At 74.0% G+C, this 24,376-nt stretch carries 26 protein-coding genes; 16 read left to right on the forward strand and 10 right to left on the reverse strand.

Annotation, left to right across the window (positions count from 1 at the left end; all coding sequences use genetic code 11):
* Positions 1 to 57: 57 nt before the first annotated feature.
* Positions 58 to 291 (reverse strand): hypothetical protein, encoded by a 234-nt coding sequence (locus tag ABTX81_RS23725; RefSeq protein ID WP_350548918.1) that lies wholly within the window; start codon positions 289 to 291, stop codon positions 58 to 60.
* A gap of 192 nt (positions 292 to 483) precedes the next feature.
* Between ABTX81_RS23725 and ABTX81_RS23730 the strand changes: the two genes are divergently transcribed.
* The 4 genes from ABTX81_RS23730 to ABTX81_RS23745 all read left to right on the forward strand — a co-directional run bounded on the left by ABTX81_RS23730 (position 484) and on the right by ABTX81_RS23745 (position 3,646).
* Complete coding sequence (locus tag ABTX81_RS23730) at positions 484 to 966, forward strand: cysteine/serine endopeptidase inhibitor (RefSeq protein ID WP_350548920.1); 483 nt, start codon at positions 484 to 486, stop codon at positions 964 to 966.
* A gap of 95 nt (positions 967 to 1,061) precedes the next feature.
* Positions 1,062 to 1,661: a hypothetical protein gene (locus tag ABTX81_RS23735; protein WP_350548922.1), complete on the forward strand. Its 600-nt coding sequence runs from the start codon at positions 1,062 to 1,064 to the stop codon at positions 1,659 to 1,661.
* A 59-nt stretch (positions 1,662 to 1,720) separates the two neighbouring features.
* Positions 1,721 to 2,098 carry a hypothetical protein gene (locus ABTX81_RS23740; protein WP_350548924.1) on the forward strand — a complete coding sequence of 126 codons (378 nt, stop codon included), beginning with the start codon at positions 1,721 to 1,723 and terminating at the stop codon, positions 2,096 to 2,098.
* Between the two features lie 153 nt (positions 2,099 to 2,251).
* The gene (locus ABTX81_RS23745; protein ID WP_350548926.1) at positions 2,252 to 3,646 is read left to right on the forward strand and encodes an NAD(P)/FAD-dependent oxidoreductase; all 1,395 of its coding nucleotides are present in this window, start codon (positions 2,252 to 2,254) and stop codon (positions 3,644 to 3,646) included.
* A 39-nt stretch (positions 3,647 to 3,685) separates the two neighbouring features.
* Here the strand turns inward: ABTX81_RS23745 and ABTX81_RS23750 are convergent, their stop codons facing one another.
* On the reverse strand, positions 3,686 to 6,076 hold the full coding sequence (locus ABTX81_RS23750) for an ATP-binding cassette domain-containing protein (protein ID WP_350548928.1): 2,391 nt from the start codon (positions 6,074 to 6,076) through the stop codon (positions 3,686 to 3,688).
* Between the two features lie 160 nt (positions 6,077 to 6,236).
* Here ABTX81_RS23750 and ABTX81_RS23755 point away from each other — a divergent pair, with 160 nt between their 5' ends.
* The 3 genes from ABTX81_RS23755 (at position 6,237) to ABTX81_RS23765 (ending at position 8,434) form a co-directional block, all read left to right on the forward strand.
* Positions 6,237 to 7,229: a DUF6528 family protein gene (locus ABTX81_RS23755; RefSeq protein ID WP_350548973.1), complete on the forward strand. Its 993-nt coding sequence runs from the start codon at positions 6,237 to 6,239 to the stop codon at positions 7,227 to 7,229.
* Between the two features lie 306 nt (positions 7,230 to 7,535).
* A complete protein-coding gene (locus ABTX81_RS23760) occupies positions 7,536 to 7,841 on the forward strand; it encodes a hypothetical protein (protein ID WP_350548930.1) in 306 nt (101 codons plus the stop codon).
* Complete coding sequence (locus ABTX81_RS23765; RefSeq protein WP_350548932.1) at positions 7,838 to 8,434, forward strand: acyl-CoA thioesterase; 597 nt, start codon at positions 7,838 to 7,840, stop codon at positions 8,432 to 8,434. The genes ABTX81_RS23760 and ABTX81_RS23765 overlap by 4 nt, the downstream gene beginning before the upstream one ends.
* Before the next feature lie 142 nt (positions 8,435 to 8,576).
* Here ABTX81_RS23765 and ABTX81_RS23770 read toward each other — a convergent pair whose 3' ends face one another.
* Positions 8,577 to 9,518 carry an ROK family protein gene (locus ABTX81_RS23770; protein WP_350548934.1) on the reverse strand — a complete coding sequence of 314 codons (942 nt, stop codon included), beginning with the start codon at positions 9,516 to 9,518 and terminating at the stop codon, positions 8,577 to 8,579.
* A gap of 221 nt (positions 9,519 to 9,739) precedes the next feature.
* Between ABTX81_RS23770 and ABTX81_RS23775 the strand changes: the two genes are divergently transcribed.
* Positions 9,740 to 11,968: a transglycosylase domain-containing protein gene (locus ABTX81_RS23775; protein ID WP_350548936.1), complete on the forward strand. Its 2,229-nt coding sequence runs from the start codon at positions 9,740 to 9,742 to the stop codon at positions 11,966 to 11,968.
* Positions 11,969 to 12,034: 66 nt separating this feature from the next.
* Here ABTX81_RS23775 and ABTX81_RS23780 read toward each other — a convergent pair whose 3' ends face one another.
* Positions 12,035 to 12,184 (reverse strand): hypothetical protein, encoded by a 150-nt coding sequence (locus tag ABTX81_RS23780; protein WP_350548938.1) that lies wholly within the window; start codon positions 12,182 to 12,184, stop codon positions 12,035 to 12,037.
* 102 nt (positions 12,185 to 12,286) lie between these two features.
* Here ABTX81_RS23780 and ABTX81_RS23785 point away from each other — a divergent pair, with 102 nt between their 5' ends.
* Positions 12,287 to 12,526, forward strand: coding sequence for a hypothetical protein (locus tag ABTX81_RS23785; RefSeq protein WP_350548940.1), 240 nt, complete (start codon positions 12,287 to 12,289; stop codon positions 12,524 to 12,526).
* 53 nt (positions 12,527 to 12,579) lie between these two features.
* Here the strand turns inward: ABTX81_RS23785 and ABTX81_RS23790 are convergent, their stop codons facing one another.
* Positions 12,580 to 13,023 (reverse strand): hypothetical protein, encoded by a 444-nt coding sequence (locus tag ABTX81_RS23790; RefSeq protein ID WP_350548942.1) that lies wholly within the window; start codon positions 13,021 to 13,023, stop codon positions 12,580 to 12,582.
* 62 nt (positions 13,024 to 13,085) lie between these two features.
* On the reverse strand, positions 13,086 to 13,769 hold the full coding sequence (locus ABTX81_RS23795) for a TetR/AcrR family transcriptional regulator C-terminal domain-containing protein (RefSeq protein WP_350548944.1): 684 nt from the start codon (positions 13,767 to 13,769) through the stop codon (positions 13,086 to 13,088).
* A 72-nt stretch (positions 13,770 to 13,841) separates the two neighbouring features.
* Between ABTX81_RS23795 and ABTX81_RS23800 the strand changes: the two genes are divergently transcribed.
* Positions 13,842 to 15,377, forward strand: a complete 1,536-nt coding sequence (locus ABTX81_RS23800; protein WP_350548946.1) for an FAD-dependent monooxygenase — start codon at positions 13,842 to 13,844, stop codon at positions 15,375 to 15,377.
* Between the two features lie 25 nt (positions 15,378 to 15,402).
* On the opposite strand, the gene ABTX81_RS23805 is transcribed toward ABTX81_RS23800, so the two are convergent.
* On the reverse strand, positions 15,403 to 16,023 hold the full coding sequence (locus ABTX81_RS23805; RefSeq protein ID WP_350548948.1) for a DJ-1/PfpI family protein: 621 nt from the start codon (positions 16,021 to 16,023) through the stop codon (positions 15,403 to 15,405).
* A 63-nt stretch (positions 16,024 to 16,086) separates the two neighbouring features.
* Here ABTX81_RS23805 and ABTX81_RS23810 point away from each other — a divergent pair, with 63 nt between their 5' ends.
* Positions 16,087 to 16,251, forward strand: a complete 165-nt coding sequence (locus ABTX81_RS23810; protein ID WP_350548949.1) for a helix-turn-helix domain-containing protein — start codon at positions 16,087 to 16,089, stop codon at positions 16,249 to 16,251.
* Positions 16,252 to 16,286: 35 nt separating this feature from the next.
* Positions 16,287 to 16,874, forward strand: a complete 588-nt coding sequence (locus ABTX81_RS23815) for an SMI1/KNR4 family protein (protein ID WP_350548951.1) — start codon at positions 16,287 to 16,289, stop codon at positions 16,872 to 16,874.
* An 11-nt stretch (positions 16,875 to 16,885) separates the two neighbouring features.
* On the opposite strand, the gene ABTX81_RS23820 is transcribed toward ABTX81_RS23815, so the two are convergent.
* Together ABTX81_RS23820 and ABTX81_RS23825 are read right to left on the reverse strand one after the other, a co-directional pair.
* Complete coding sequence (locus ABTX81_RS23820; RefSeq protein WP_350548953.1) at positions 16,886 to 17,518, reverse strand: LysE family transporter; 633 nt, start codon at positions 17,516 to 17,518, stop codon at positions 16,886 to 16,888.
* 110 nt (positions 17,519 to 17,628) lie between these two features.
* Positions 17,629 to 18,954, reverse strand: a complete 1,326-nt coding sequence (locus ABTX81_RS23825) for a cytochrome P450 (RefSeq protein WP_350548955.1) — start codon at positions 18,952 to 18,954, stop codon at positions 17,629 to 17,631.
* 232 nt (positions 18,955 to 19,186) lie between these two features.
* Here ABTX81_RS23825 and ABTX81_RS23830 point away from each other — a divergent pair, with 232 nt between their 5' ends.
* From ABTX81_RS23830 to ABTX81_RS23845, 4 genes are all read left to right on the forward strand, one after another.
* Positions 19,187 to 19,333, forward strand: coding sequence for a hypothetical protein (locus tag ABTX81_RS23830; protein ID WP_350548957.1), 147 nt, complete (start codon positions 19,187 to 19,189; stop codon positions 19,331 to 19,333).
* A 101-nt stretch (positions 19,334 to 19,434) separates the two neighbouring features.
* Positions 19,435 to 20,712: a phenylacetate--CoA ligase family protein gene (locus ABTX81_RS23835; RefSeq protein ID WP_350548975.1), complete on the forward strand. Its 1,278-nt coding sequence runs from the start codon at positions 19,435 to 19,437 to the stop codon at positions 20,710 to 20,712.
* Positions 20,709 to 21,224, forward strand: a complete 516-nt coding sequence (locus tag ABTX81_RS23840; protein ID WP_350548959.1) for a glycine-rich domain-containing protein — start codon at positions 20,709 to 20,711, stop codon at positions 21,222 to 21,224. Before ABTX81_RS23835 ends, ABTX81_RS23840 begins: the two co-directional genes overlap by 4 nt.
* Positions 21,221 to 22,546: an MFS transporter gene (locus ABTX81_RS23845; RefSeq protein ID WP_350548961.1), complete on the forward strand. Its 1,326-nt coding sequence runs from the start codon at positions 21,221 to 21,223 to the stop codon at positions 22,544 to 22,546. The genes ABTX81_RS23840 and ABTX81_RS23845 overlap by 4 nt, the downstream gene beginning before the upstream one ends.
* 81 nt (positions 22,547 to 22,627) lie before the next feature.
* On the opposite strand, the gene ABTX81_RS23850 is transcribed toward ABTX81_RS23845, so the two are convergent.
* A partial coding sequence (locus ABTX81_RS23850) for a M28 family peptidase (protein ID WP_350548963.1) occupies positions 22,628 to 24,376 on the reverse strand: 1,749 nt, incomplete at its 5' end.

Genomic DNA, 24,376 nt, shown 5'->3' on the forward strand with positions numbered 1-24,376 from the left:
GAGGGGCCCGCCCGGAGCGCGTCCGGGCGGGCCCCTCGGGGGTTGGGCGCGGGCCGGTCAGACCCCCATCAGCCGGGCGAACTCCAGGCCGAGGCCGCTGAGCGCGGGGAGCGCGCCGAGGTCGGTGATGGCCCCGACCGGGATGCTGTAGCCCTGGTTGACCTCCCGGGGCTCCGCCCCGACGGCGGGCGCGGCGGCGGCGGGCGGTCCGGCGAGGGCGGCGGTGAGTACGGCGGTGAGGGCGGCCGTGAGGGCGACGGTGCGGGCGGCGAGCTGGGCGAGGGTGCGCACGGGGCCTCCGAGGACGTGGGAACGGGCGCCCTGCTGAACGCGCGGGGGATTCGTGCGGTCACGTATCGTCCCTCCTTCGGCCGGTTTGGTAAAGCTTCCTGACTTGTGTTCATGACAACATGTCACATGTCTGTACCATGCAAGTGATGCCTGCCTAGGGTCCATGCCAACGACCCAACTGGGAGGGCCCACATGCGAGTTGTCCCGAACCTCCGGATCCTGGCCGGCGTCCCGCTGGCCGCCGCCGCGCTGGTCGCCCTGAGCGCCGGAACCGCGAGCGCCGCGATACCGATCAACAAGCCCATGACCGGCAAGGCCACCTACTACAACGACGCCGGCTACGGCGCCTGCGGCACCCAGATCAACGCCGCCACCCAGCTGCTCGTCGCCGTCTCGCACACCTGGTGGACCACCGCCAACCCCAACAACGACCCGGTCTGCAAGGGCATCTCGGTCAAGGTGAGCTACCAGGGAAAGACCCTCACCGTGCCGGTCAAGGACCAGTGCCCGTCCTGCGACGCCACCCACATCGACCTCAGCCAGCCCGCCTTCGCCAGGTTCGCTCCGCTGGGCCAGGGTGTGATCAACGGCCTGACCTGGCAGTTCGTCAAGACCGGTTTCGCCGGGCAGACCATCCCGGTCGGCGAGCCCGTCACCGCCTCCACCCTCGGCTGACCCGGCCCGGTCCGCCCCCGCCGTGGTTGTCGGCGGGGGCGGGCAGAATCGTGCCCGCGCGGCAGGGAGCCGAGCCGATGAACGGGTGGGCGGACATGGCGAGGTATGTCACGGTGACGGCGGCGATCACCATGGACCCGGCACGGCTGCGGAGGTATCTCCGCTCGCCGCTCGCCCCGGCCTCCGCCTGGCCCGAGCCGGAGTGGACCGGCCTCTGCGCCCCCTGGCGCGACCCCGCCGTCCGCCGCCGCTACCGCGCCGAACTGCCGGCCGCCCTCGCGGAGTGCGACCGCTGGACCGAGGGCGACCACGCCTCCTACCTCCACGGCCTCGACGAGGACGGCGGCCTGACCCTGCGCCACGACGAGGCCGCCGGCGCCCTCACGATCGACTTCGACACCCGCGTCGACTTCGAACTCCCCGGCATGATCTGGGCGCTCACCGCCCTGCGCGGCCTGGCCGCCGCCATGGCGGCGGACGACACCGGCCTCGTCGAACTCACCCCCGACTGGACCGCCGGAACCGCCCTGCTGCACCTCACCCCCAACGGTTCCGCCTTCCTCGACCCCGCCCGCGACGCCCCCACCCTCGCCCACGCCCGCGACACCGCCTTCGACACCCGCTGCACCACGTCAAAGACCGACGAGGACGAGCCGGCGGGAGACGTCCTCGACCGCCTCCTCGCCACCCCCTGAACGGCCCCGGCGCACGGCACCCCGTTGAGCACTCCGGGCCTGCCGGGGATACTCCGTGGATGACGACCACCACCGGGACCGGCGCCGTTCAGCAGGGATGGGACGGGCCCTGGTACCGCGTGCGAACAGACCACTTCGAGGCGTCGTTCCTGCCCGGCGCGGGCGAGCCGCTGGACGGCGTCTGCAACATCGACGTCGAGGTCCGTCTTGCGGCCGACGGCTCACGCTGGAGCGCGACCGTGTTCACGCTCGCCGAGGTCGAACGTCTCCTGGAGAGGTGCTCCCGAACGGGCGAGGCGCCGGACGGCCGCTCCTTCTGGTGCTCCGACGCCCTCATCGTCCGGGATCCGGGCATCGGGTCCATGACGCGGGTACTGGCCGGCCTGTTCGACTCCGGTGACCTCACCCGGGTTCTTCGGCGGCTCGACGACGAGTGACGCCGTGTCGGGGCATCGGCTGCTCTCCGGGTTCTCGGCCTGACAGGGTGCTCGGGGTGGAACTCCGTTTCTTGCAGGCTGCCGGTGGATCCGGGCCGATAGGCGGGCGTAGCGTCCCGGGGAACGGTCGGTGTGAGGCGGAGGTCGGGGTTCGTGGGAGCCGGTGGCACGGGTGTGAACGGCGGGGTGTCCTTCTGGTGGGGCCGGCTCGGGCTGCCCGAGCCGCGGCCGGCGCTGCCCGGCCACCGGGAGGTCGACGTCTGCGTGGTCGGCGGCGGCTACACCGGCCTCTGGACGGCGTACTACCTCAAGAAGGCCGAGCCGGCCCTGCGGATCGCCGTGCTGGAGCAGCGCTTCTGCGGCTTCGGCGCCTCCGGGCGCAACGGCGGCTGGCTCTACAACGGCTTCGCCGGCCGCGGCGCCTTCGCCCGTCGCCACGGCCGGGCCGGCGCGGCCGCGATGCAGCGGGTGATGGACGCGGCGGTCGGCGAGGTCGCCGACACCCTGGAGGCCGAGGGCATCGACGCCGACGTGGTGCGCGGCGGTGTGCTGGAGGTCGCCCGTACCCCCGCCCAACTGGCCCGGCTGCGCGAGTTCGCCGAGGTCGAACGGGTCTACGGCCCCGACCGGGTCCACGCGCTCAGCGCGGCCGAGACCGCCGAGCGGCTGCGCGTCGACGGCGCCCTCGGCGGGGTCTGGAGCCCGTACGGCGCCCGCGTCCAGCCCGCCAAGCTCGCCGCCGGGCTCGCGGACGTCGTTGAGCGGCTGGGCGTCGAACTGTACGAGAGCACGCCGGTGACCGAGATCCGCGGTGGCCGCACGCCCCGGGCGGTCACCCCGCACGGCACCGTCACCGCCCGCTACGTGCTGCGCGCCACCGAGGGCTTCACCTCGGGCCTCGCGGGCGAGCGCCGCACCTGGCTGCCGATGAACTCGGCGATGATCGCCACCGAGCCGCTGCCGCCGTCCTTCTGGGCCGAGACCGGCTGGGACGGCCGCGAGGTGCTCGGCGACTACGCCCACGCCTACATGTACGCCCAGCGCACCGCCGACGACCGGATCGCCCTCGGCGGGCGCGGCGTGCCCTACCGCTTCGGCTCCCGGACGGACACCGACGGCGCCACCCAGCCCGCCACCATCCGCCAACTCCGCGAGATCCTGCACGAGTTCTTCCCCGCCGCCCGCTCCGCCCGGATCGAGCACGCCTGGGCGGGGGTGCTCGGCGTCCCCCGCGACTGGTGCGCCACCGTCGACCTCGACCGCCGCACCGGCCTCGGCTGGGCGGGCGGCTACGTCGGCAGCGGGGTGACCACCACCAACCTGGCCGGCCGCACCCTGCGCGACCTGGTGCTCGGCCACGACACCGAACTGACCCGGCTGCCCTGGGTCGGCCACACCGTCCGCCGCTGGGAGCCCGAACCCCTCCGCTGGCTCGGCGTCCACGCCCTCTACGCCGCCTACCACGCCGCCGACCGCCAGGAGTCCACCGGCCGCCGCCCCACCACCTCCCCGCTCGCCCGCCTCGCCGACGCCATCGCCGGCCGCTAGGCCGGGCCGGGGCGCAACCGCCCCGGGCCCGGGGCGGGCTCAGGCGCCGACGTACTCCGCGAGGTGCTGGGCGGTGAGGGTGGAGCGGTCGGCGACCAGGTCGGCCGGGGTGCCCTCGAAGACGATCCGCCCGCCGTCGTGGCCGGCGCCCGGGCCGAGGTCGATGATCCAGTCGGCGTGCGCCATCACCGCCTGGTGGTGCTCGACGACGATGACCGACTTGCCGGAGTCCACCAGGCGGTCCAGCAGGGCGAGGAGCTGCTCGACATCGGCCAGGTGCAGGCCGGTGGTCGGCTCGTCGAGGACGTAGACGCCGCCCTTGTCGCCCATGTGGGTCGCCAGCTTGAGGCGCTGGCGCTCGCCGCCGGAGAGCGTGGTCAGCGGCTGGCCGAGGCTGACGTAGCCGAGGCCGACGTCCACCAGGCGGGTCAGGATCCGGTGGGCGGCCGGCACCTTGGCCTCGCCGGCGGCGAAGAAGGCCTCCGCCTCGGTCACCGGCATCGCCAGCACCTCGCTGATGTCCCGGCCGCCGAGGTGGTACTCCAGCACCGAGGCGTCGAACCGCCGCCCCTCGCAGTCCTCGCAGGTGGTGGCCACGCCGGCCATCATCGCCAGGTCCGTGTAGACGACGCCCGCGCCGTTGCAGGTCGGGCAGGCGCCCTCGGAGTTGGCGCTGAACAGCGCCGGCTTCACGCCGTTGGCCTTGGCGAACGCCTTGCGGATCGGCTCCAGCAGACCGGTGTAGGTGGCCGGGTTGCTGCGCCGTGAGCCGCGGATCGGGCTCTGGTCGACGGACACCACGCCCTCCCCGGCCGGGATCGAGCCGTGCACCAGCGAGCTCTTGCCGGAGCCGGCCACGCCGGTGACGACGACCAGCACCCCGAGCGGGATGTCCACGTCGACGTCCCGCAGGTTGTGCGCGGAGGCGCCCCGGACGGCCAGCCGGCCGGTGGGCGTGCGCACCGTCCTCTTCACCGAGGCCCGGTCGTCGAGGTGCCGGCCGGTGACCGTGCCCGCCGCCCGCAGGCCCTCCACCGAGCCCTCGAAGCAGACCGTGCCGCCCGCGGAACCCGCGCCCGGACCGAGGTCCACCACGTGGTCGGCGATCGCGATCACCTCGGGCTTGTGCTCCACCACCAGCACCGTGTTGCCCTTGTCCCGCAGCTGCCGCAGCAGGCCGTTCATCCGCCGGATGTCGTGCGGGTGCAGACCCGTGCTGGGCTCGTCGAAGACATAGGTGACGTCGGTGAGCGAGGAGCCGAGGTGGCGGATCATCTTCACCCGCTGCGCCTCGCCGCCCGACAGGGTGCCGGCCGGGCGTTCCAGCGAGAGGTAGCCGAGGCCGATTTCGACGAAGGAGTCCAGGGTCTGCCGCAGCGCGGCGAGCAGCGGCGCCACCGAGGGCTCGTCGAGGTCGCGCACCCACGCGGCGAGGTCGCTGATCTGCATCCGGCAGGCGTCGGCGATGCTGATCCCGCCGATCTTCGAGGACCGGGCGGCCTCGGTCAGCCGGGTGCCGTCGCACTCGGGACAGGCGGTGAAGGTGACCGCGCGGTCCACGAACGCCCGGATGTGCGGCTGCATCGCCTCCCGGTCCTTGGACAGGATGGACTTCTGGACCTTGGGGATCAGCCCCTCGTAGGTGAGGTTGATGCCGTTCACCTTCACCTTGGTCGGCTCGCGGTGCAGGAAGTCCCGCAGCTCCTGCTCGGTGTAGTCGCGGATCGGCTTGTCCGGGTCGAGGAAGCCGGAGCCGCTGAAGATCCGCGTCATCCAGCCGTCCCCGGTGTAGCCGGGCACCGTGATCGCGCCCTCGGCGAGCGACTTGGTGTCGTCGAAGAGCTGGGTGAGGTCGATGTCCGAGACCGCGCCCCGGCCCTCGCAGCGCGGGCACATGCCGCCGGTGATGCTGAAGCTGCGCCGCTCCTTGACCGTGGTGCCGCCGCGCTCCACGGTGACCGCGCCCGCCCCGCTGATCGAGGCGACGTTGAAGGAGAACGCCTTGGCCGAGCCGATGTGCGGCTTCCCGAGCCGGCTGAACAGGATCCGCAGCATCGCGTTGGTGTCGGTGGCGGTGCCCACGGTGGAGCGCGGGTCCGCGCCCATCCGCTGCTGGTCGACGATGATCGCGGTGGTCAGGCCGTCCAGCACGTCCACGTCCGGCCGGGCCACCGACGGCATGAAGCCCTGCACGAAGGCGCTGTAGGTCTCGTTGATCAGCCGCTGCGACTCCGCCGCGACGGTGTCGAACACCAGGGAGCTCTTGCCCGAGCCGGAGACGCCCGTGAACACCGTCAGCCGGCGCTTGGGGATCTCGATGCTGACGTCCCTGAGGTTGTTCTCGCGCGCGCCGTGCACGCGGATCAGGTCGTGGGTGTCGGCGGCGTACGGCTCGGGTGCCTCTGCGCCGGTCCTCGTGCCCGTGCTCATCGTCTCTCCGGTTCCTCTCGCGGTGCCCTCGGTCCCGATCTAACCAGCCGGGTACGACAAGCGGTGTTTAGGCCGGTCGGAGGTCGTGCGCTGGCGGCCGGCGGGGGCGCACCGCACGGTGGTGGCGGGGGACGGACGACGGGAGGTGCCGGCGGTGTCGATGCGGGCACGGCGGCTGTGGCGGACCACGGCGGGCCTGGCGGCCCTGGTCGTCGTCGCCGGCACGGTACCGGCGACGGCCGCCGGGGTGCGGCCCGGGTGGACGGTGGCCGTGGTGGACCAGACCTCGCGGCGGGTGCTGGTGGTGCGGGGCGCCGACGACGAACCGCTCGACTACCGCGGGCCGGACCGGGAGCCGGTGATCTGGTCGTGGTCCGCGGACACCGCCGGCGACCTCGGCGACCTCGACCCGCGCCGCAGCTGGGAGCTGCCCGACGAGGCGAAGACCCGGGTGCGGGACGGCCGCCGGTACCTGGTCACCACCGCCTCCGGCGGCCTCGCGGCCCTCGTCGACACCGCGAGCGGCGCCACCGTGTGGGCCGTCGACACCGGCCCGCTGGCCAACCCGCACAGCGCCGAACTGCTCCCCGACGGCAATGTGGCCGTCGCCGCCTCCTCCGGCGGCTGGATACGCCTGTACGCCGCCTCCCTCGGCCCGCGGACCACCGCGCACACCGAGCACCGGCTGCGGGGCGCGCACGCGGTGCACTGGGACGAGCGCGCCCGGCTGCTCTGGGCGCTCGGCGACGACACGTTGACCGCGCTGCGGGTGGGCGGCACCCCGGCCGCGCCCCTGCTCACCGTCGAGCGGACGCTGCCGCTGCCCGAGCCGGGCGGCCACGACCTCGCGCCGGTGCTCGCCGAGCCCGGGCGGCTCTGGGTGAGCACGGCGGAGCACCTGTGGCGCTTCGACCCGGCGGCGGACCGCTTCACCCGGCTGCGGCTGGGGAGCGAGGGGGCCGAGCGGGACATCAAGAGCGTGGGCGACGAACCCGGTACCGGGCGGCTGCTCACCGCCGCCCCGGACCACACGGGTTCCTGCTCCTGGTGCACCTCGGCGCTCACCCTGCACCGCCCGGACGGCCGGTGGCGCCTGCCCGGTACGCACCTCTACAAGGCGCGCTGGTGGACCAGTTGGGGGATCGGGGCATGACCGCCGGGACCGGCGGCAGGACCGGGACGACCGGCGGCGGGACCGGGGGAGAGACCGGGGGAGAGACCGGGCGGAGCGGCGGGGGACGGGCCGGACCGGGCTGGCATTCGGTGGATGCGGCTGATTTTATGCAACGCCAAACTACTCCAATAGTGGTCAGTTTCCGCTCCGGTTCCGTATACCTCCCGGTAGCGCCCCGGGCTGGGATAGCGTCCATGGCGCCGGGGGGATCCGGGCCCGCTCAGCCGGGTCCGCACCATCCAGAAACCCATCCCTACCCACCCCTACCCTTTCAGGGAGAGAACTGTGCGCAATTTCGTTTCGGAATCCAGGTCCGAGACCGTGGACGAGCTGCGGCTCGCGGTGGAATCACTCGCGGCCTTCCCGGCCCGCGGCGCGTTCGGCGGGACGGAGGTCACCGACCGGCTCGCGTCGGTGGCGGATCTGTGCCGGGCGGTCGACGGCGTCCTCGACAGCCTGGTCGTCGAAGCCGCCGCCGAGGCCGCCGAGGAGGGCTGGACCGCGGCCCGGATGGCGTCCGAACACGCCGTCTACTACGCGCGGTTGCGCCGGGCGCTGCTGCTCACCGGTTCCACGGCCGAACAGCGGTGAACGCGGCAGCCACCCAGGCGGTGGACGTCCACGCACACGTGGTGGCCTGTCCCACCCGGTGGAGCGACGTCGACGAGAACGGGCACATCAACAACGCCCGGCTGGTCTCCTACGTCCAGGAGGGAATTTACGACCTGTTCTGCCACCACCCGGTCGCCGTCCGGGAATCGCTATTCCCGTCCGGATTCCTGATCGCGCGGCACGAGATCGATTATCTGGAGCAGCTGTACCACCGGCCGGAACCGTTGCTGGTGCAGTTGAGCGTCGAACGACTCGGGCGCAGTTCCGCGCACGTCGTGGTCAGGGTGTGCCGTGACACGCACACATTCATGCGGGCACGGACGGTCGTGGTCGCCAGGGACGCGGTCTCCGGCCGCTCCCGCACGCTCAGCCCGTCGGAGCGCCGGTTCCTCTCCGGGTTCCTCTCCGACGAAGCGGCGCCCGTGGCGCCGCCCCGGGTGGCGATCGCCTCGCCGCGCGGATCGCTGTCCGCGGCGTCCTCCGGGCACCACCCGGCCCGTCGACGCCTGTCGAACCCCTCCGCCCTCACCAGGGGCGTTCCGGTGATCCCGGACGGGCGTCGCGCTCGCTGACCTCCGCCGCGACCCGGATCGATGAGTGGCAGGATCCTGCTGGGGCAGGATCCTGCTTGGTTTTGCGGACGGGGTTCCCCCGGACCGTCCCGGCGACAGCGCGGACGTGCGCCGCAACCCGGGCGCGCGGGCGGCGAGTTCGTCAGCGGCAGAGCGCGGCCGCGCCGATCAGGCCCGCGTCGGTGCCGAGTTCGGCCCGGCGCACGTCCAGCCCGCGCACGTAGGGCAGCGCGGCGTAGCGGTCCAGGTGGCGGGCGAGCGGCTCGAACAGGACCGGGCCGGCCGTCGCCACCCCGCCGCCGATCACCACCCGCCGCAGGTCGACCAGGGCGGCGGTGGCGGCGATCCCGGCGGCCAGGGCCCGGGCCGCCCGGTCGAAGGCGGCGAGTGCCACCGGGTGCCCGGCCAGCGCGTCCTCGGCCACCGCCCGCGCCGAACGGTCCTCCCCGGCGGGCCGCCAGCCCTCGGCGAGGGCCCGGCGGGCGATCGCGGTGCCGCTGGCGAGGCCTTCGAGGCAGCCGCGCGAGCCGCACGGGCACGGCTCGCCGTCGAGGTCGACGGTGATGTGCCCGAGGTGCCCGGCGTTGCCGCTGGGGCCGGGACGGACGGCCCCGTCCAGCACCAGCCCGGCGCCGACCCCGGTGGAGACCACCAGGCAGAGCGCGTTGTCGGCGCCGCGGGCCGCGCCGCGCCAGTGCTCGGCGGCGGCCATCGCCACGCCGTCCCCGGCCAGCGCCACCGGGCGGGCGCCCACGGCGGGGTGGGCGGCGACCTCGGCGGTGAGCGGGAACTCCCGCCAGCCGGGGATGTTGACCGGGCTCACGGTGCCCCGGGCGAGGTCCACCGGTCCGGCGCTGCCGATGCCGACGGCGGTGACCTCGCCCCACCGCGGCGCGGCGGCCAGCCGGTCCAGCACCCGGTGCACCACGGCCAGCACCTCCGCGCCCGGCTGCCGCGCCGGGGTGGGCAGCTGGACGCGGTCGGCGAGCGTCCCGGCGGCGTCGACGAGCGCCCCGGCGATCTTGGTGCCGCCGATGTCGACGGCGGCGAACAGCGGGCCGGCGTTGGGCGAGGGTGCGGTCATGGCGGAGGGCTCCGGGTGAGGGGTGCGGGCCGGGCGGATACCGGGAAGGCGGCAGGAAGCGGGGACAGCGGCAGGAACAGGGACAGCAAACAGGATCGGGCTGGCGGCGCGAGCGGCAGGGTCGCCCCCGGCGGTGCCCTTTCGGGCCGCTCCGGCCCGAACCGGGGTGGAAATTCGCGCGTGTGCGCAACGATTCGGGGTTCTCACCGCATCAAGGAAGTATGGAATCGAATCTTCTCCCGACCGCGGACCCGGCCGACGACGAAGCTCCCGGGCCTTCCCGGAAGTCGCCGGTCCGTTTCGTCCGCTACAGCGCGACCTTCCTCGGCGTGAGCGTGGTGTCCGGTGCCTTGCTGGCCGGCATGGCGCTGCCCGCCGTCGGGGCGCTCGGGCTGACCGCCAAGAACACGGCGGAGGGGTTCGACGACATCCCGGACGACTTCAAGACCCCGCCGCTCACCCAGGCGACCCAGATCTTCGACGCCAAGGGCGGGCTGATCGCCAAGGTCTACGAGCGCGACCGCCGGGTGCTCACCGCCGAGGAGATGTCGCCGTACATGCGGCAGGCCCAGGTGGACATCGAGGACGCCCGCTTCTACGAGCACGGCGCCGTCGACCTCAAGGGCGTCCTGCGGGCGCTCAGCAAGAACGCGGAGAGCGGCACCGCCGCCGAGGGCGCCTCGACGCTGACCCAGCAGTACGTGAAGAACGTCAACGTCGAGAAGGCCGGCGACGACAAGGCGGCCGTCCAGGAGGCCATGCGCAAGACCCTGGGCCGCAAGATCCAGGAGCTGAAGGTCTCGATCAGGCTGGAGGAGGAGCTGACCAAGGAGCAGATCCTCACCAACTACCTCAACATCACGTACTACGGCAACGGCGCCTACGGTGTGGAGGCCGCCTCCCAGCGCTACTTCGGCAAGAGCAACAAGGACCTCACCATAGCCGAGGCCGCCACCCTGGCCGGCCTGGTGCAGAACCCCTCGCAGTACGACCCGAAGGCGCACCCGCAGGCCGCCGTGAACCGTCGCAACACGGTGATCGACAAGCTGCTGGAGAACAAGCACATCACCGAGGAGCAGGCCAGGGAGGCCAAGGCCGCCCCGCTGGGCCTGAACTACAAGGAACCGCAGCGGGGCTGCATCACGGCGCAGGCGGGCATGGGCTTCTTCTGCGACTACGTCCGGCAGGTGGTCAAGCAGGACCCGGTGTTCGGCGCCAACGCGGCCGACCGCAAGAAGTTCTGGGACCAGGGCGGTCTGAACATCCACACCACCCTCGACCCGGACAAGCAGACCGCCGCCCAGAACGCGGTGAGCTCCAACGTGCGGGTCACCGACAGCGTCTCGGCCGCCGTGAGCATGGTCGAGCCGGGCACCGGCAGGATCCTGGCGATGGCGCAGACCCGTCCGTACGGCCTGGAGACGGCCAAGAACCAGACCGTCGTCAACCTCAACGTCGACGCGGCGATGGGCGGCGGCAACGGCTTCCAGCCCGGCTCCACGTTCAAGCCGGTGGTCGCGGCCGCGGCGATGGAGGCGGGGCTGCCGCCGACCCAGGAGTACTCCTCCCCGAACCGGATGGACTACCCGGACATGAAGACCTGCGAGGGCACCTGGAAGAACGGCAAGCCCAAGGTCACGGTGCCCAACGAGTCGGCGAACGAGCAGGGGCCGTACCAGCTGAAGGAGGCGATGGCCCTCTCGGTCAACACCTACTTCGTGCAGATGGAGAAGGAGATCGGCCTCTGCGCGGTCAAGCAGATGGCCAACAAGCTCGGCATCACCGCCCGGGCCAGCGGCAAGCCGCTGGACGAGGTCCCCGCGATGGCCCTGGGCGTCGAGGAGGTCAGCCCGCTGACCATGGCCGGCGTCTACGCGGCCTTCGCGGCCGGCGGCAAGTACTGCGCCCCGGTGGCCGTCAGCAGGATCACCACCGTCGACGGCACGGACGTCAAGGTTCCGCCGGCCCGCTGCGAGACGGCGTTCTCCGAGAGCACGGCCCGGGTGCTGAACACCATCCTGAACGGCGTGACCGAGAGCGGCGGCACCGGTGCGGCGCTCCACCTGGAGGGTGACCGGCAGATCGCCGGCAAGACCGGCACCTCGGACAAGAAGAAGGCCGCCTGGTTCAGCGGCTACACCCCGCAGCTCGCCGCCGCGGTCTGGCTCGGCGGCCCCGCCGGCGGTGTGGAGATGCGCAACATCACCATCAACGGGAAGTACCGCGCCGAGGTGTTCGGCGCCGACGGTCCCGGACCGATCTGGCGGGACGCCATGAACCAGGCCCTGCGGGGCACGCCCAAGCAGTCCCTGCCGATGACGGACATCCCCGACCCGGCGCCGCGGACCGACCCGAACGCCACCCCGACCGGCACGGGCGCGCCGTCCAACGGTCCGTCCAACGCCCCGTCCGGCACACCGGGCAACGCCCCGTCCAACACGCGCCGCTGACCTCCGGCCGATGCCCGGCGCCGCACGCCCCCGACCCGCCGCGGGCCGGGGGCGTGCGGCGGTGGGCTACGCCGGACTCCAGTTGTAGAGCATGGAGTCCCAGAAGTAGGTGTAGGGGAAGGAGACGTCGAACGAGGTCTCCTTCCGGAAGTACGCCCCGCCGCCGACCTTGCTGAGCTCGGTGTACGCGCCCCACATGACGGCGCGGGGGAACACGCAGAGGGTCCACTTGTAGGTGCCGTCCTGCAGCTGGATGTCCTCGCCGGGAGCGAAGCCCCCCGGTGTGCCGAGGGTCCAGGCATAGGTGCCGGGGGTCAGGTGCAGCTGGCGGCCGGTGCACTGCGCGGGTGGGTGGCGGCCGCCGGCCTGGCTCTGCTGACGGTGCTCGCCGTCTTCAACTTCAGCCTGCTGACCGGTGCTTCGGGCATCGTCAAGGCGCTGCTGCTGATCCCGGTCCCGCTCGTCGCGGTGGCCGGCCACCTGGTCGCCCGGCGGATCCGCCGCACCGACCCGGAGCGCTTCGCCCGCCTGACCGAGGTCGACGTCGAGCGGGACTGAGCGGTTCCCGTGCAGCGGCGCCCCCTCATCCGGGAGGGGGCGCCGCTGCGCCGTCAGCGGCCGTTGCCGAAGGTGCCCCGGGGGCCGGCCGGTTCGGCGCAGGAGCGGCAGATCACCCGCGAGTAGACGGCCGCCGGGCCGCGGATCACCGCCTCGACGCCGCCGTACAGGGAGCGCGTCCCCGCCGGCCGGCCGCAGAGGTGGCACCTGCGCCGCGCCTGCGCCCCGGTGTAGCAGTCCCAGCAGACCAGCCGGTCCGGCGCCTCGGCGAGGATGGCGGTCGGCTGGGGGGAGGCCAGGTGGTCGCAGTGGCGCAGGCTGCCGTCCTCCTCGGCGCGGAGCATCACCGCCCGGGTCTCCCGGAACCACGGCGGAGCCTGCTCCGGGGTGGTCCGGACCGGGGCCGGGCGGCCCGACGCGATGAGCAGGCGCTCGGCGTGCTCGCCGGCGGCCCTGATCTGGTCGGTGACGGCGATCTGGGAGGGGTCGTCGCTCATGTGCACGTCCTTGTGCGAACGGTGAGACCTGCGGTCCTCCACTCTCCTACCCGCCTCCGGCGTCAGGCCTCCCCGTGGAACGGAGTGTGGGCGTGCGCCTGGGGCGCGCGCTCCGCGCGTGCGCCGTGGGGGCGCAGCAGCTGGTCGAGGCCGAACTCGAAGCGCTCGTCGAACGCCGTGTCCTCCAGGTGCGGCGCCACCCGGGCGAGCGCGGGGTAGCCGCCGGCGGCGAGCGCCGGGCCGAGGGTGTGCTCCTCGCCGGAGGCGGCGAGGGCCTGCTCCTCCTGGGTCAGGCCGAGCACCAGGTACTGGATGCTCCAGAACGTCCAGGCCGCCCGGCGCTCGTCGAGCCCGCCGGCGAGCAGGGCCGCCGTGAAGTGCTCGGCGAACGCCAGGGTCGCGGGCTCGGCCGCGTAGGTGCCCGCGACCACGGCCGCCCCGTCGCGGTGGGCGAGCAGGCAGCGGCGGTAGCGGCGGGCCAGCTCGCGCACCCGCTCGTCGGGGGCCTCGGGCAGGCCGGTGAGCGGGATCCCGGCGAGGATCGCGTCGGCCATCAGCTCCAGCAGCCGGGCCTTGGTCTTGGCGTGCCACAGCACGGTGTTCATCCGCACGCCGAGGCGGTCCGCCGTGCCGCGCAGGGAGACGGCGTCGGCGCCCTTCTCGTCGAGCAGGTCGAGCGCCGCGCGGACCACGGCGTCCGGGTCGAGCCGGGCCTTCGGGGCGGCCGGGGTTTGCTTCTTGGTCACTGACCTAGTCTACTGGAGCCATCGCCGTTGGTCAGTGACCAAGAGGAGGGAAACTTCGCCATGCACATGCACATGCACGAAGCAGCGCACGAGGCCGTGCGGGAAGCCACGCAGGAAGCCGCCCACGAGGCCGCGCACGAGGTCGTGGTCGCCGGGGGCGGGCCGGTCGGGCTGTGGCTCGCCTGCGAGCTGCGGCTCCACGGCGTCGACGTCACCGTCCTGGAGACCCGGGCCGAGCCCGACCCGCACTCCCGCGCCCTCACCGTCCACCCGCGCACCCTCGAACTGTTCGCCGCCCGGGGGATCGTGGAGCCGTTCCTCGCCGAGGGCCTGCGGGTGCCCAGCGGGCACTTCGCCGCGCTCACCACCCGGATGGACTTCTCCCGGCTGGACACGCCCTACCCGTTCACCCTCGCCCTGCCGCAGGTGCGCACCGAGGAACTCATCGCCGCCCACGCCGAGGCGCTCGGTGTCCGCCTGCTGCGCGAGCACCGGGTGACCGGCCTGAGCCGGCACGACGACGCGGTCACCGTCGACGTCGAAACCCCCGCCGGGCCACGGCGGTTGCGCGCGGCGTACCTGGTCGGCTGCGACGGCAGCCGCAGCACCGTGCGCACCGCCGCCGGCATCGGCTTCCCCGGCACCGCCGCCACCCGGTGGGCCTGGACGGCCGACGTCGTGCTCGACGCGCCGCCCGCCGCGTCCACCACCTCCAACGAGCACGGCACCGTCATGGTCTTCCCGCTGCCCGGCGGCCTCCACCGGGTGGTCGGCAACGACCCGCAAAGCGTCCGGCAGCGGCCCGAGAGCGTCACCTTCGAGGAGATCCGCGCCCGGGTGCGCCGGATCGCCGGCACCGACTTCGGCATCCGCGACCCGCGCTGGATCTCGGTCTTCGGCAACGCCGCCCGCCAGGCCGAGCGGTACCGCCACGGCCGGGTCCTGCTCGCCGGCGACGCCGCGCACACGCACTTCCCCGCCGGCGGCCCCGGCCTCAACGTCGGCCTGCAGGACGCCGCCAACCTCGGCTGGAAGCTCGCCCAGACCCTCGCCGGCACCGCCCGCGACGGCCTGCTCGACAGCTACCACACCGAACGCCACCCGGTCGGCACCGAGTTGCTGCGCAGCACCGGCGCGCAGACCGGCCTGATGACCACCTACACGCCGGAGTCCCTCGCCCTGCGCGAGCTGATCGGCGAACTCATCACCGAGGTACCGGAGTTCTCCGACGCCCTGGCCCTGCGCGCCTCCGGCCTCGCCGTCGCCTACCCGCCCGCCGACCCGTCCGGCCGCCACCCGCTCACCGGCACCCGCGCCCCCGACCTCGCCGTCCACGGCGGCGGCACGCTGCTGCCCCTGCTGCGCCGGGCCCGCTACGTCCTGCTCGACCTCACCGCCGCCCCCGGCGCCCCGTCACCGCTCGCGCCGCTGGCCCACGACCTGACGCCCGGCCTCGACGTCCACACCGCCCCGCCCGCCGGCCACCGCCCCGCCTGGTCCGGTGTCACCGCCGCTCTCGTCCGGCCCGACGGCCACCTCGCCTGGCTCTCGACCGACCCCGACCCGCGCGAAGCCGCCCGCACCGCGGTCACCGCGACGCTCGCCTGACGGCTTCCGTGGAACGCGCGACGCCTCAGCCCAGGGTGTGGGCGCGGGCGAGCACCTCGGCGGGGGCCTTGGCCACCGAACCGGTGTCGTACGGGGGTTGCGGGTCGTACTCGGTGCAGAGCTGGATCGCCTGGGCGGTGACCTCGTCCGTGAGCAGGGCGGCCAGCCGGACCGCCATGTCGATGCCCGAGGAGACCCCGGCCGCGGTGATCAGCCGGTCGTGGCGGACCACCCGGTCGGCCGTGTAGACGGCGCCGTGGGACTCCAGTTCGGCGGTCGCCGCCCAGTGGGTGGTGGCGGTCAGGCCCTTCAGCAGACCGGCCGCGCCGAGCACCACGGAACCGGTGCAGACCGAGGTGGTGAACCGGGTGCCGGCGTGGATGCGGCGCACCCAGTCGAGGAAGGCGGGATCGGCCAGCATCGGCCGGATGCCGCCACCGCCCGGGATCAGCAGGACGTCGCAGCGCTCCACCTCGGCGTACGCGGTCGGCACGTGCACGGGCAGCGCGCCGAACGCGTCCGGCACCAGGCCGGGTTCACCGGTCACGAAGCGCACGGTGGCGCCCGGGACCAGCGCGAGGATCTCGTAGGGGCCGATCGCGTCGAGCGGTTCGAAGCCTTCGAAGAGCGGGATCACGATGTCCATGCCTCGCAGCATAACCGCCACCCGGCCGGCCCCGGCCGCCCCGCCGTTCGGCCGTCGCGCAGGATGCGGCGCCCGAGCGGCGGGGCCGCCTTCAGCAGCGCCGGCGCCCTGCCCCTCGCCGACATCGCCGCCACCGCCCGCTTCGCCGACCACGCGCACCTCACCCACCGCTTCCACGCCCACTACGGCTGCCCGCCCTCCGAGTTCCGCCGCACCACCCGCCACTGACCCGCCCGTCACAGCGGTCCGGAAGACTGTGGCCCGTGATCGAATCCCCGCACGGCGGCATCCCTCCCGTGGTCGCTCCGGTGACCGAGTCCTGGCGCCTGATCGATGCCTGGCTGGCGAAGCACGCGCCGGTCAGTCTGGCCGCGCTCCGCCCGCCCGCAGCGCCCGAGGCGATCGACCGGGTCGAGGAGCGGCTCGGCTTCGCGCTGCCCGCGGACCTGCGGGAGTCGTTGCTGTGCCATGACGGAGACGACTCCTGTCCGGCGGTCCTCCCGTGCGGCCCCCTGTACTCCACCGAGGGGATCGTCGAGATCCGTACCATGCGGATGGAGATCTGGGACGCGGACGACCCGGGCGAGCAGGAGGAACCCTGGTGGGGGACGTTCTGGGTCCCGTTCGCCGGCCGGGACGGTGATGACGGCTTCATCGACGCCGGACCCGGCCCGCGGCACGGCCACCTGGGGAAGGCACCCCATGACGACTCGGCCGACTTCGTCGGTTGGACGAGCCTCGGGGCCCGGCTGCACTCCTTGGCCGGGGCGATGCTCCACCACGACGACCGTGACTGGGTCGGGCCGGTCTACCGCCCGATGCTCCGCGGCGATGGAACGGTCGACTGGTAGCGCCCGCCGGCTCAGGCCGTCAGGGCGAGGCGGAGGGCCAGGGCGAGGACCACGGTGTGGCCGGCGAGACCGGTGAGGAGGCGGGCGCGCGGGCCGGTGAGGGTGCGGCGGAGCAGGGCGCCGCCGGTGGCGAGCAGGGCCTGCCAGCTCGCCGAGGCGGCGAAGGCGGCGAGGGCGAAGGCCAGTCCCGGTCCGAGCGGGCCGGGTCCGCCGGCGCGGCCGCCGACCACCAGGGCGGTGAAGTAGACCACGGTGAGCGGATTGAGCAGGGTCAGGCCGAGCAGGGCCGCGTAGGTGCGCCACGGTGAGGCCGCGACCGGCGGCGGCGCGCCGCCGGCCTGCCCGTGGGCACGGTTGGCGCGGAGCGTCGCGCGCAGGCCGTGGCCGGCGAGCAGGACGAGCACCCCGGCGGCCACGAGCTCCAGCACCCGGGCGGCCGGTGCGAGCGCCGGGGCGATCGCCGCGCCGGCGAGCACCGCCACCAGCGCGTACAGCCCGTCGGCGGTGGCGACGCCCAGCGCGCCCGCCAGACCCCGGCCGAGCGAGACCCGCGAGGCGAGCGTGACGACCAGGACGGAGATCGCGCCGACCGGCACGGCGACGCCGTAGCCGGCGAGGAGTCCGGAGAGCAGGGCATCGGTCATCGGCCGGAGCGTAGCTTCGCCGCACCGGCCCCGGCCACCGGATTTCCTGCCGGCCCGTGCGCCGCCGGCGGGCGACCGGATCGGCCCGGCGCACGCCGTGCGTACGGCGCTCAGCCGGTGGCGGCCGGGGTCAGGACCGCCGGGGCCGGGCCGTCCGGGCGCACGGTGATGCCGTAGACGGAGCCCGACGGTGTGCTCCGGAAGGCCACCTCGTAAGCGGGGAGCAGGAGTTCGAGCAGGGCGGTGGACTCGCGGAGGGCGAACTGGGTGCCCAGGCAGGCGCGGGCGCCCAGACCGAACGGGAAGTAGGCGCCGAGGTGCGCGGGGCGGGTGCCGCCGGGGGTGAAGCGGGCGGGGTCGAAGCGCTCGGGGTCGGGCCACAGGGCCGGGTCGCGGTGGGTGAGGTAGGGGCAGACCAGCAGGTCGGTGCCGGCCTCGATCCGGTGGCCGGCGAGGGTGTCGTCGGCGAGCGCGTGCCGGGGCAGGATCCACGCGGAGGGGTAGAGCCGCAGCGTCTCGCTGACCAGCGCCTGCACCGCCTCGCGCCGTTCGGGCGAGCCCTCGGGTCCGGCCGCGAGCGCCCGGGCGCGGGCGTCGGGGTTCGCGTCGAGCAGCAGGTGGAGCCAGGTCAGGGTGGTGGCGGTGGTCTCGTGCCCGGCGACGAGCAGGGTGACGAGTTCGTCGCGGATCAGTCGGTCGGTGTACTCGGGGTGCTGCTCGGCGGCGTCGAGCAGGTCGCGCAGCACCCCGGGGCCGTCGGGGCCGTCCTCGCGGCGGCGGGCCGCGTCGATGGCGGCGTGCGCGACGGCGTCGATCCGGGCCAGGTCGCCGGCGACGGCGTCGTGGGCCTGGGCGCCGTCGGGCAGTTGGGGGAGGGCGGCGACGACGGCGGGGATGCGGTCGAGCTCGCGCTCGGTGGCGGCGTCCAGCGGGTGCCCGGTGAGCGCGCGCCAGATGGTGTCGAGCGCGAAGCGGCGCATCTCCTCGCCGATGTCGACCTGCTCCCCGGTGTGCGCGTACCCGGCCCAGCGGTCGGCGGTGCGGCGGGCCGCGGCGGCGATCCGCTGCTCGTAGCGGCGCATCCCGGGGCCGGTGAACTGCGCCTGGAGCAGCCTCCGTTGACGCTTCCAGGCATCGCCGGTCGCGGACAGCACGCCGTCGCCGGCGAGCATCCGGGCGCGGTGCGAGCGCTTCACGTAGCGCTCGGGGTGCCGGCCGAGGACGTGCAGGACGGCCTCGGGGTCGGTGACCAGGACGGTGGGCCGCGGGCCGGTCCGGAACGCGGCGACGCCGCCGAGCCGCCGCCGGGTGCGGGCCAGCAGCTCGATCAGCTCGGCCTCCTCGGCGCGCCACTCCTCGACCGCCTCGGGCGGCAGTTCGGGCACGGGTGGCACCGGACCGGCGGGCGGGGAGCCGGGGTTCGCGGCGGTGGTCACGGCAGGTCTCCTCGGTCGGGGACGGACGGCCCGCGCCGACTCTACGGCAGCGGCCCCGACGGCGGGGAACCCGGCGGGCCGTGCTGGCCGGAATGGCCGCGGTGGCCGAATGTCCGATCCCTGGCCGAAGTCTGATGACCCGTCATTGACACGTTCTTGACCATCGCTTTACTGTCGCCGAGGCGGCGTGGACCCGCGCCGCCGGAATGACCGGCACACCTCGGAGGTCCTAATGGAACAGCTCGTCAAGAGGATGACCCAGGACGACAAGTGGAAGGCCTGGGTCGCCGCCAACTCGGCCCGCGCCGCCAAGTCCGGCTGCATCAGCGTCGCCAAGTCCGGGTGCATCAGCGTGGCGAAGACCGGCTGCATCTCCTGACGTCAGGCGCAGCTCCGGCCGGCCGCGGGACGCCCCGGCCGGCGTAGCGAAGGCCCGGGCCGGCCGTGGGCCGGCCCGGGCCCCACCGACCGGAGGTGACAGTGAACGGCCAGCCGACCGCCGACGTGGTCGACCGGATCAAGGACATTCCGCTCTACCGTGCCTCGATCGAACGGGGGTACTTCCCCGTCCTGGAGAAACCCGAGATCGCCCGCGGGTTCCCGGACAACTGGATGACGCCCGGCCTCGCCGCGGCCCTCGCCGCGGGCGAGGCGGAGATGGTGCTCTCCACCGGCACCAACCACGCCCGCATGCAGATCATCCGGCCGCCGTACTTCCTGCTGAAGTCCTACTACCGGCTGTGGAGCGAGCACCCCGACATCGCCGACACCTGGGCGGACGGCTGCACGCGGGTCTCCCTCACCACCGTCCTGGCCACCGAGCACGTGGCCCGCGTCAACGCCCGGAAGCGGGGCGAGGAGCCGGCCGCCGTGCCGGCCCCGGCCGACCGCTGGCTGGACGACCGTACCTGCTACCTCAACCTCCGGCTGGATCCCGCCCGTTGGGGGCGGGAGGACGTCGAGCGGATGCTCGCGGAGATCCGGGCCGCCGCCCGGGCGCACCCGCGCGGCCGCTACCACCTGGACTGCTCCTCCTCCCACCTCGCCCACCTGGTGCGCAAAGCGCGGGCCTGGGGCCTGTGGGCGGACTTCCCGCCGCCGGCCAGCATCGTCCACGCCTACGAGTACACCCCCGCGAACGTCGCCCGGTACCTGCGTGAGCACTTCGACTGCCCGATCGTCGACCTGTTCGGCAGCACCGAACTCGGCTACCTCTACTCCAGCGACCGAAGCGGCCGCTACCGGCCCTTCCTCGACGGGATGAGCGTCGAACTCCTTCCCGTCGCCCCGGGGAGCGGGATCCACAGCCTGATCGTCACCAGCGTCCGCAACCCCTGGATGCCGCTGGTCCGCTACCGCTCCGGCGACTGCGTCCGCACCCTGGACGGCAGCGCGGATCCCGACCGCATCGCCCGGTTCTGCGGCCGGGAGAAGGAACTGCTCGCCACGTCCCGGGGCCCGGTCGCCCAGGGCGACCTCGACGAACTGGTCGCCGCGGTCACACCCCGGACCTTCCTGCACCGGTTGGACGTGACGGGCCCCGGGGACGGCGCGGTGCTGCGCTGCACCACCTTCGACGGCGTCCCGCTGACGGCGGACGAGACGGACGCCCTGGCCGGCGAGGCCGGACGGCTGACCGGACGGCCGTGCCGGGTCGAGCACCACGACCACCTGCCGATCGGCGCCTCGGGCAAGTACGCCTGGCTCGCCACGACCCCGCCCCCGGCCGCCGGGGACAGCCACGGAGGCACCCGATGACCACCGACCGGCCATGCGTCACCGCCGAGGACCTCCGGGCCCTGCTCGGTGAGGACCTGCACGCCGAGGTGGTGGCCTACACCGCCGCCCGCACCGGTGCGGCGCCCGCCGACGCCGAGCGCCAGGTCACCGAGTGCCTGCGCTACCTCTACCTGGTCTCCCGCCACCGCGAGGAGCTGGCCGGCCTCTTCCTGCCGGTCGAGCAGGACATCGACGAGGTCTGGCACTACCTCATCCTGCAGACCCGCGAGTACCGCGCCCTGTGCGAGGAGCGCCTGCCGGGCCGGTACTTCGTCCACCACCGCGGCATCCCCTACGAGGCGTACCAGGAGGAGCCCGGCCGGGAGCTGGCCGCCGAGCAGGCGCTGCGCTGGATCCCGCTCTACTGCCGGGAGTTCGGCGCCTTCGACGAGGGCGCGCCGGCGCACTGGACGATTGTCCGCTACCTCCACGAGGAGCTGGACATGTCGCTGGAGGAGATCTCGGCGCTGCGCCCGGCGGCGGCACCATGACGCCGCTCTCCCCGCAGGTCGCCGCGGGGCCCCGGCACCCGCCCGAACACCCGGCACAGCGGCGGGTACTGGCCGTCCTGGTCGTCTCCCAGCTGGTGAGCGGTGTCGGGCTCACCGCGGGCGTCGTGGTGGGATCGCTGATCGCCGAGGAGATGCTCGGCTCGACCGGGCTGGCGGGTCTGCCCACCGCCCTGTTCACCGGCGGGTCGATGCTCGGCGCGCTGGGCATCGGGCGGCTCTGCCAGGCCCGGGGCCGCAGGCCGGGGCTCGGCCTCGGGTACGCGGTCGGCGCCCTGGGCAGCGTGGGTGTGGTGGTGGCGGTGGCCGCCGACCAGGTGGCGCTGCTGCTGCCGGCGCTGCTGGTCTACGGAGCCGGTACCGCCACCAACCTGATCGCCCGGTACGCGGGCGCCGATCTGGCCGCTCCGGAGCGGCGCGGCCGGGCGGTCAGCCGGGTCCTGCTCGCCGCGACCCTCGGCGCGGTCGCCGGGCCCAATCTGGTGGCGCTGGTCGGCGGTCCGGCCGAGGACTGGGGGATTCCCCGGACGGCCGCGCCCTTCGTGCTGGCCGCCGTCGGGTACGCGGTGGCGGCCGTGGTGCTCGGCGCGCTGCTGCGGCCGGATCCGCTCCGCTCGGCCAGGGCGCGGGATCCGGTCGCCTCGGCGGAGCCCGCCGAACCGGCTGATCCGGCTGATCCGGCCGAACCGGCTGAACCGGCCGACGGCGCGGCCCGGGACCCGGTGCGCACGCCGGGCGTGGCGACCGGCCTGTGGATCATGGTGCTGGGCCAGTTCCCGAAGGTCGCCCTGATGGCCATGGCCCCCGTCCACCTGGCCGCCAACGGTCACGGCACCGCCGCGATCGGCCTGGTCGTCTCGCTGCACATCGGCGCGATGTTCCTGCCGTCCCCGCTCAGCGGACTGCTGGTGGACCGCTGGGGGGCGCTCCCGGCGGCCGCCGCCGCCGGTGTCACACTCGCCGCCGCCGCCCTGCTGGCCGGCCTCGCTCCGGGGGACTCGCTGCCGCTCTTCGCGGCGGCGCTGCTGCTGGCCGGCGTGGGCTGGAACCTGGGACTGGTCGGCGGGACCGCCGTCGTCACCGCCGCCGCGCCGCCCGCGCGCGGCGCCGCCACCCAGGGCCTGGCCGATGTGGGGCTGTCGGTGGCCGGCTGCACCGGCGGGCTGCTCTCCGGCCCGGTCGTGGCGGCCGGCGGCTACGGCACGCTGGCCGTGGGCTGCGCCCTGGTGGCCCTGCTCGTCACCTCGCTGGCGCTGTGGGCCGCCCGCGAGGGACGGGACGCGGCGGTGGCGGAGCGGCGGTGAGAAGGCGGCGGTGCCGCGGTCCGTCCCCCTCGACGAACCGCGGCACCGCCCTTATCCCGTCCCGGAGACGATCCGGTCCGCTCAGATCGCCTGCCAGAGGGCCGGGACGATGTTGGGCTCCCAGCCCACCTGGGCCGTGTGGCCCTGGAGGCACCGGTAGCTGACCCCGTTCCAGGTGACGACGTCGCCCGCCTGGTACGTGGTGCCCGGGGTCCAGGTGCCGCCACCGGGGCCCGGGTCGGAGCTGACCACCAGCGAGTAGCTGCTGGTGTGGGAGACCGAGCCGGTGCCGGTCACGGTCAGGTTGTACGTCCCGTTCGGGACCGACGAGCCGACCGCGATGCTGAGCGTCGCGGAGCCGCCGGACTGCACCGAGGACGGGCTGACCGAGGCGGTCACACCGGCCGGCGCGCCGGAGACGGCGAGGTTCACCGTCTGGGCGGAGCCGGAGGTGGTCTGGGTGTTCACCGTGGCGGTGGTGGACTCGCCCGGCTTGACGTTGCCGGTGGCCGGGTTGACCGCGACCGAGAAGTCGTTGGTCGGGATCGGGCCGCTGCCCACCGAGGTCTTCCACAGGGTGTAGGCGACGCCGTCGGCGCTGCGGTCCAGCACGGTGGCGTTGATGTTGCTGGTGGTGTCGCACGCCGAGTGGTAGCAGGAGTCGTACGCGCGGCCCGCCGTGCCGCCCCACTTCGCCGCCTGGGCGTTGGTCTTGGTGGCGCTGGCGCCCGCCGCGTAGCCCGAGGTCGGGATGCCGGCCGACTGGAACGAGGCGTCGTCCGAGCGGCCCTGGCCCTCGACGTTCTCCTCCGGCTGGAGGTTGAGCGAGTCCCAGTACGCCTTCATCGGCGCCGAGGTGGTGGAGTTGACGTTGTTGATGAAGTAGCCGGCGTTGGGCGAGCCGACCATGTCGAAGTTGTAGTAGCCCTTGATCGCGCTGCGGGCCGTGGAGCTCAGCTGGCTCACGTAGTGCTTGGAGCCCTGCAGGCCCTGCTCCTCACCGGTCCACCAGGCGAACCGCACGTGGCGGGTGAGGGTCGGGTTCTGCTGCGCGAGGACGAGCGCGGTCTCCAGCAGGACGGCCGAGCCGGAGCCGTTGTCGTTGATGCCCGGGCCGGCGCTGACGCCGTCCAGGTGCGCGCCGAACATGGTGACCTGGTCGGCGGGGCCGCCCGGCCAGTCGGCGATCAGGTTGTTGGCGGTGTAGGTGCAGGTGGAGCAGGTCTGCTCGGTGACCTGGTAGCCGGCCGCCTGGAGCTTGGCCTTCACATAGGCCAGCGACTGGCTGTACCCGCTGGTGCCGGTGCGCCGGTTGCCGCCGTTCTGCGAGGCGATGCTGTTGAACTGGGCCAGGTGCGCCTGGACGTTGGTGACGCTGATGTCGGGCGCGCTGCCGCCCGGGTTGCCGCCGCCGACCGTCAGCGTGTACTGCGCGGTGTGGGTGGCCTGCCCCGAGGCGGTGACCGTGATCACGTAGCTGCCGGGCGCGGTGCTGGCGCTGGTGGAGACGGTCATCGTGGAGGACGCGCCGGTCTGCACCGAGGACGGGCTGAAGGTGACGCTCGCGCCGCTCGGGGCACCGGAGGCGGACAGGTTGACCGACTGGGCGCTGCCCTGGGTCACTTGGGTGTTGACCGTCGCGGTGGTCGAGGAGCCGGGCTGGACCTGGCCGGAGGTCGGGTTCAGCGAGAGCGAGTACTCGTTGGTCGGGCCGCCGACGCAGGTCGGGTCGGCCGTCTGGGCGGGGACGCTGACGGCGTCCCAGGCGGCCTTGGTGCGGTTGAAGAGGTTGCAGCTGGGGTCGAGGTTCTTGGCGGCGGTGAGGGTGGT

Source organism: Kitasatospora sp. NPDC097605, assembly GCF_040302725.1.
Taxonomy (GTDB): Bacteria; Actinomycetota; Actinomycetes; order Streptomycetales; family Streptomycetaceae; genus Kitasatospora.

Coding starts and splice junctions, on each gene's coding strand:
- ABTX81_RS23730 (WP_350548920.1), top strand. CDS start 484: ATGCGAGTTGTCCCGAACCTCCGGATCCTGGCCGGCGTCCCGCTGGCC.
- ABTX81_RS23735 (WP_350548922.1), top strand. CDS start 1,062: ATGGCGAGGTATGTCACGGTGACGGCGGCGATCACCATGGACCCGGCA.
- ABTX81_RS23740 (WP_350548924.1), top strand. CDS start 1,721: ATGACGACCACCACCGGGACCGGCGCCGTTCAGCAGGGATGGGACGGG.
- ABTX81_RS23750 (WP_350548928.1), bottom strand. CDS start 6,076: ATGAGCACGGGCACGAGGACCGGCGCAGAGGCACCCGAGCCGTACGCC.
- ABTX81_RS23755 (WP_350548973.1), top strand. CDS start 6,237: ATGCGGGCACGGCGGCTGTGGCGGACCACGGCGGGCCTGGCGGCCCTG.
- ABTX81_RS23770 (WP_350548934.1), bottom strand. CDS start 9,518: ATGACCGCACCCTCGCCCAACGCCGGCCCGCTGTTCGCCGCCGTCGAC.
- ABTX81_RS23775 (WP_350548936.1), top strand. CDS start 9,740: ATGGAATCGAATCTTCTCCCGACCGCGGACCCGGCCGACGACGAAGCT.
- ABTX81_RS23790 (WP_350548942.1), bottom strand. CDS start 13,023: ATGAGCGACGACCCCTCCCAGATCGCCGTCACCGACCAGATCAGGGCC.
- ABTX81_RS23800 (WP_350548946.1), top strand. CDS start 13,842: ATGCACGAAGCAGCGCACGAGGCCGTGCGGGAAGCCACGCAGGAAGCC.
- ABTX81_RS23805 (WP_350548948.1), bottom strand. CDS start 16,023: ATGGACATCGTGATCCCGCTCTTCGAAGGCTTCGAACCGCTCGACGCG.
- ABTX81_RS23810 (WP_350548949.1), top strand. CDS start 16,087: ATGCGGCGCCCGAGCGGCGGGGCCGCCTTCAGCAGCGCCGGCGCCCTG.
- ABTX81_RS23820 (WP_350548953.1), bottom strand. CDS start 17,518: ATGACCGATGCCCTGCTCTCCGGACTCCTCGCCGGCTACGGCGTCGCC.
- ABTX81_RS23830 (WP_350548957.1), top strand. CDS start 19,187: ATGGAACAGCTCGTCAAGAGGATGACCCAGGACGACAAGTGGAAGGCC.
- ABTX81_RS23840 (WP_350548959.1), top strand. CDS start 20,709: ATGACCACCGACCGGCCATGCGTCACCGCCGAGGACCTCCGGGCCCTG.
- ABTX81_RS23845 (WP_350548961.1), top strand. CDS start 21,221: ATGACGCCGCTCTCCCCGCAGGTCGCCGCGGGGCCCCGGCACCCGCCC.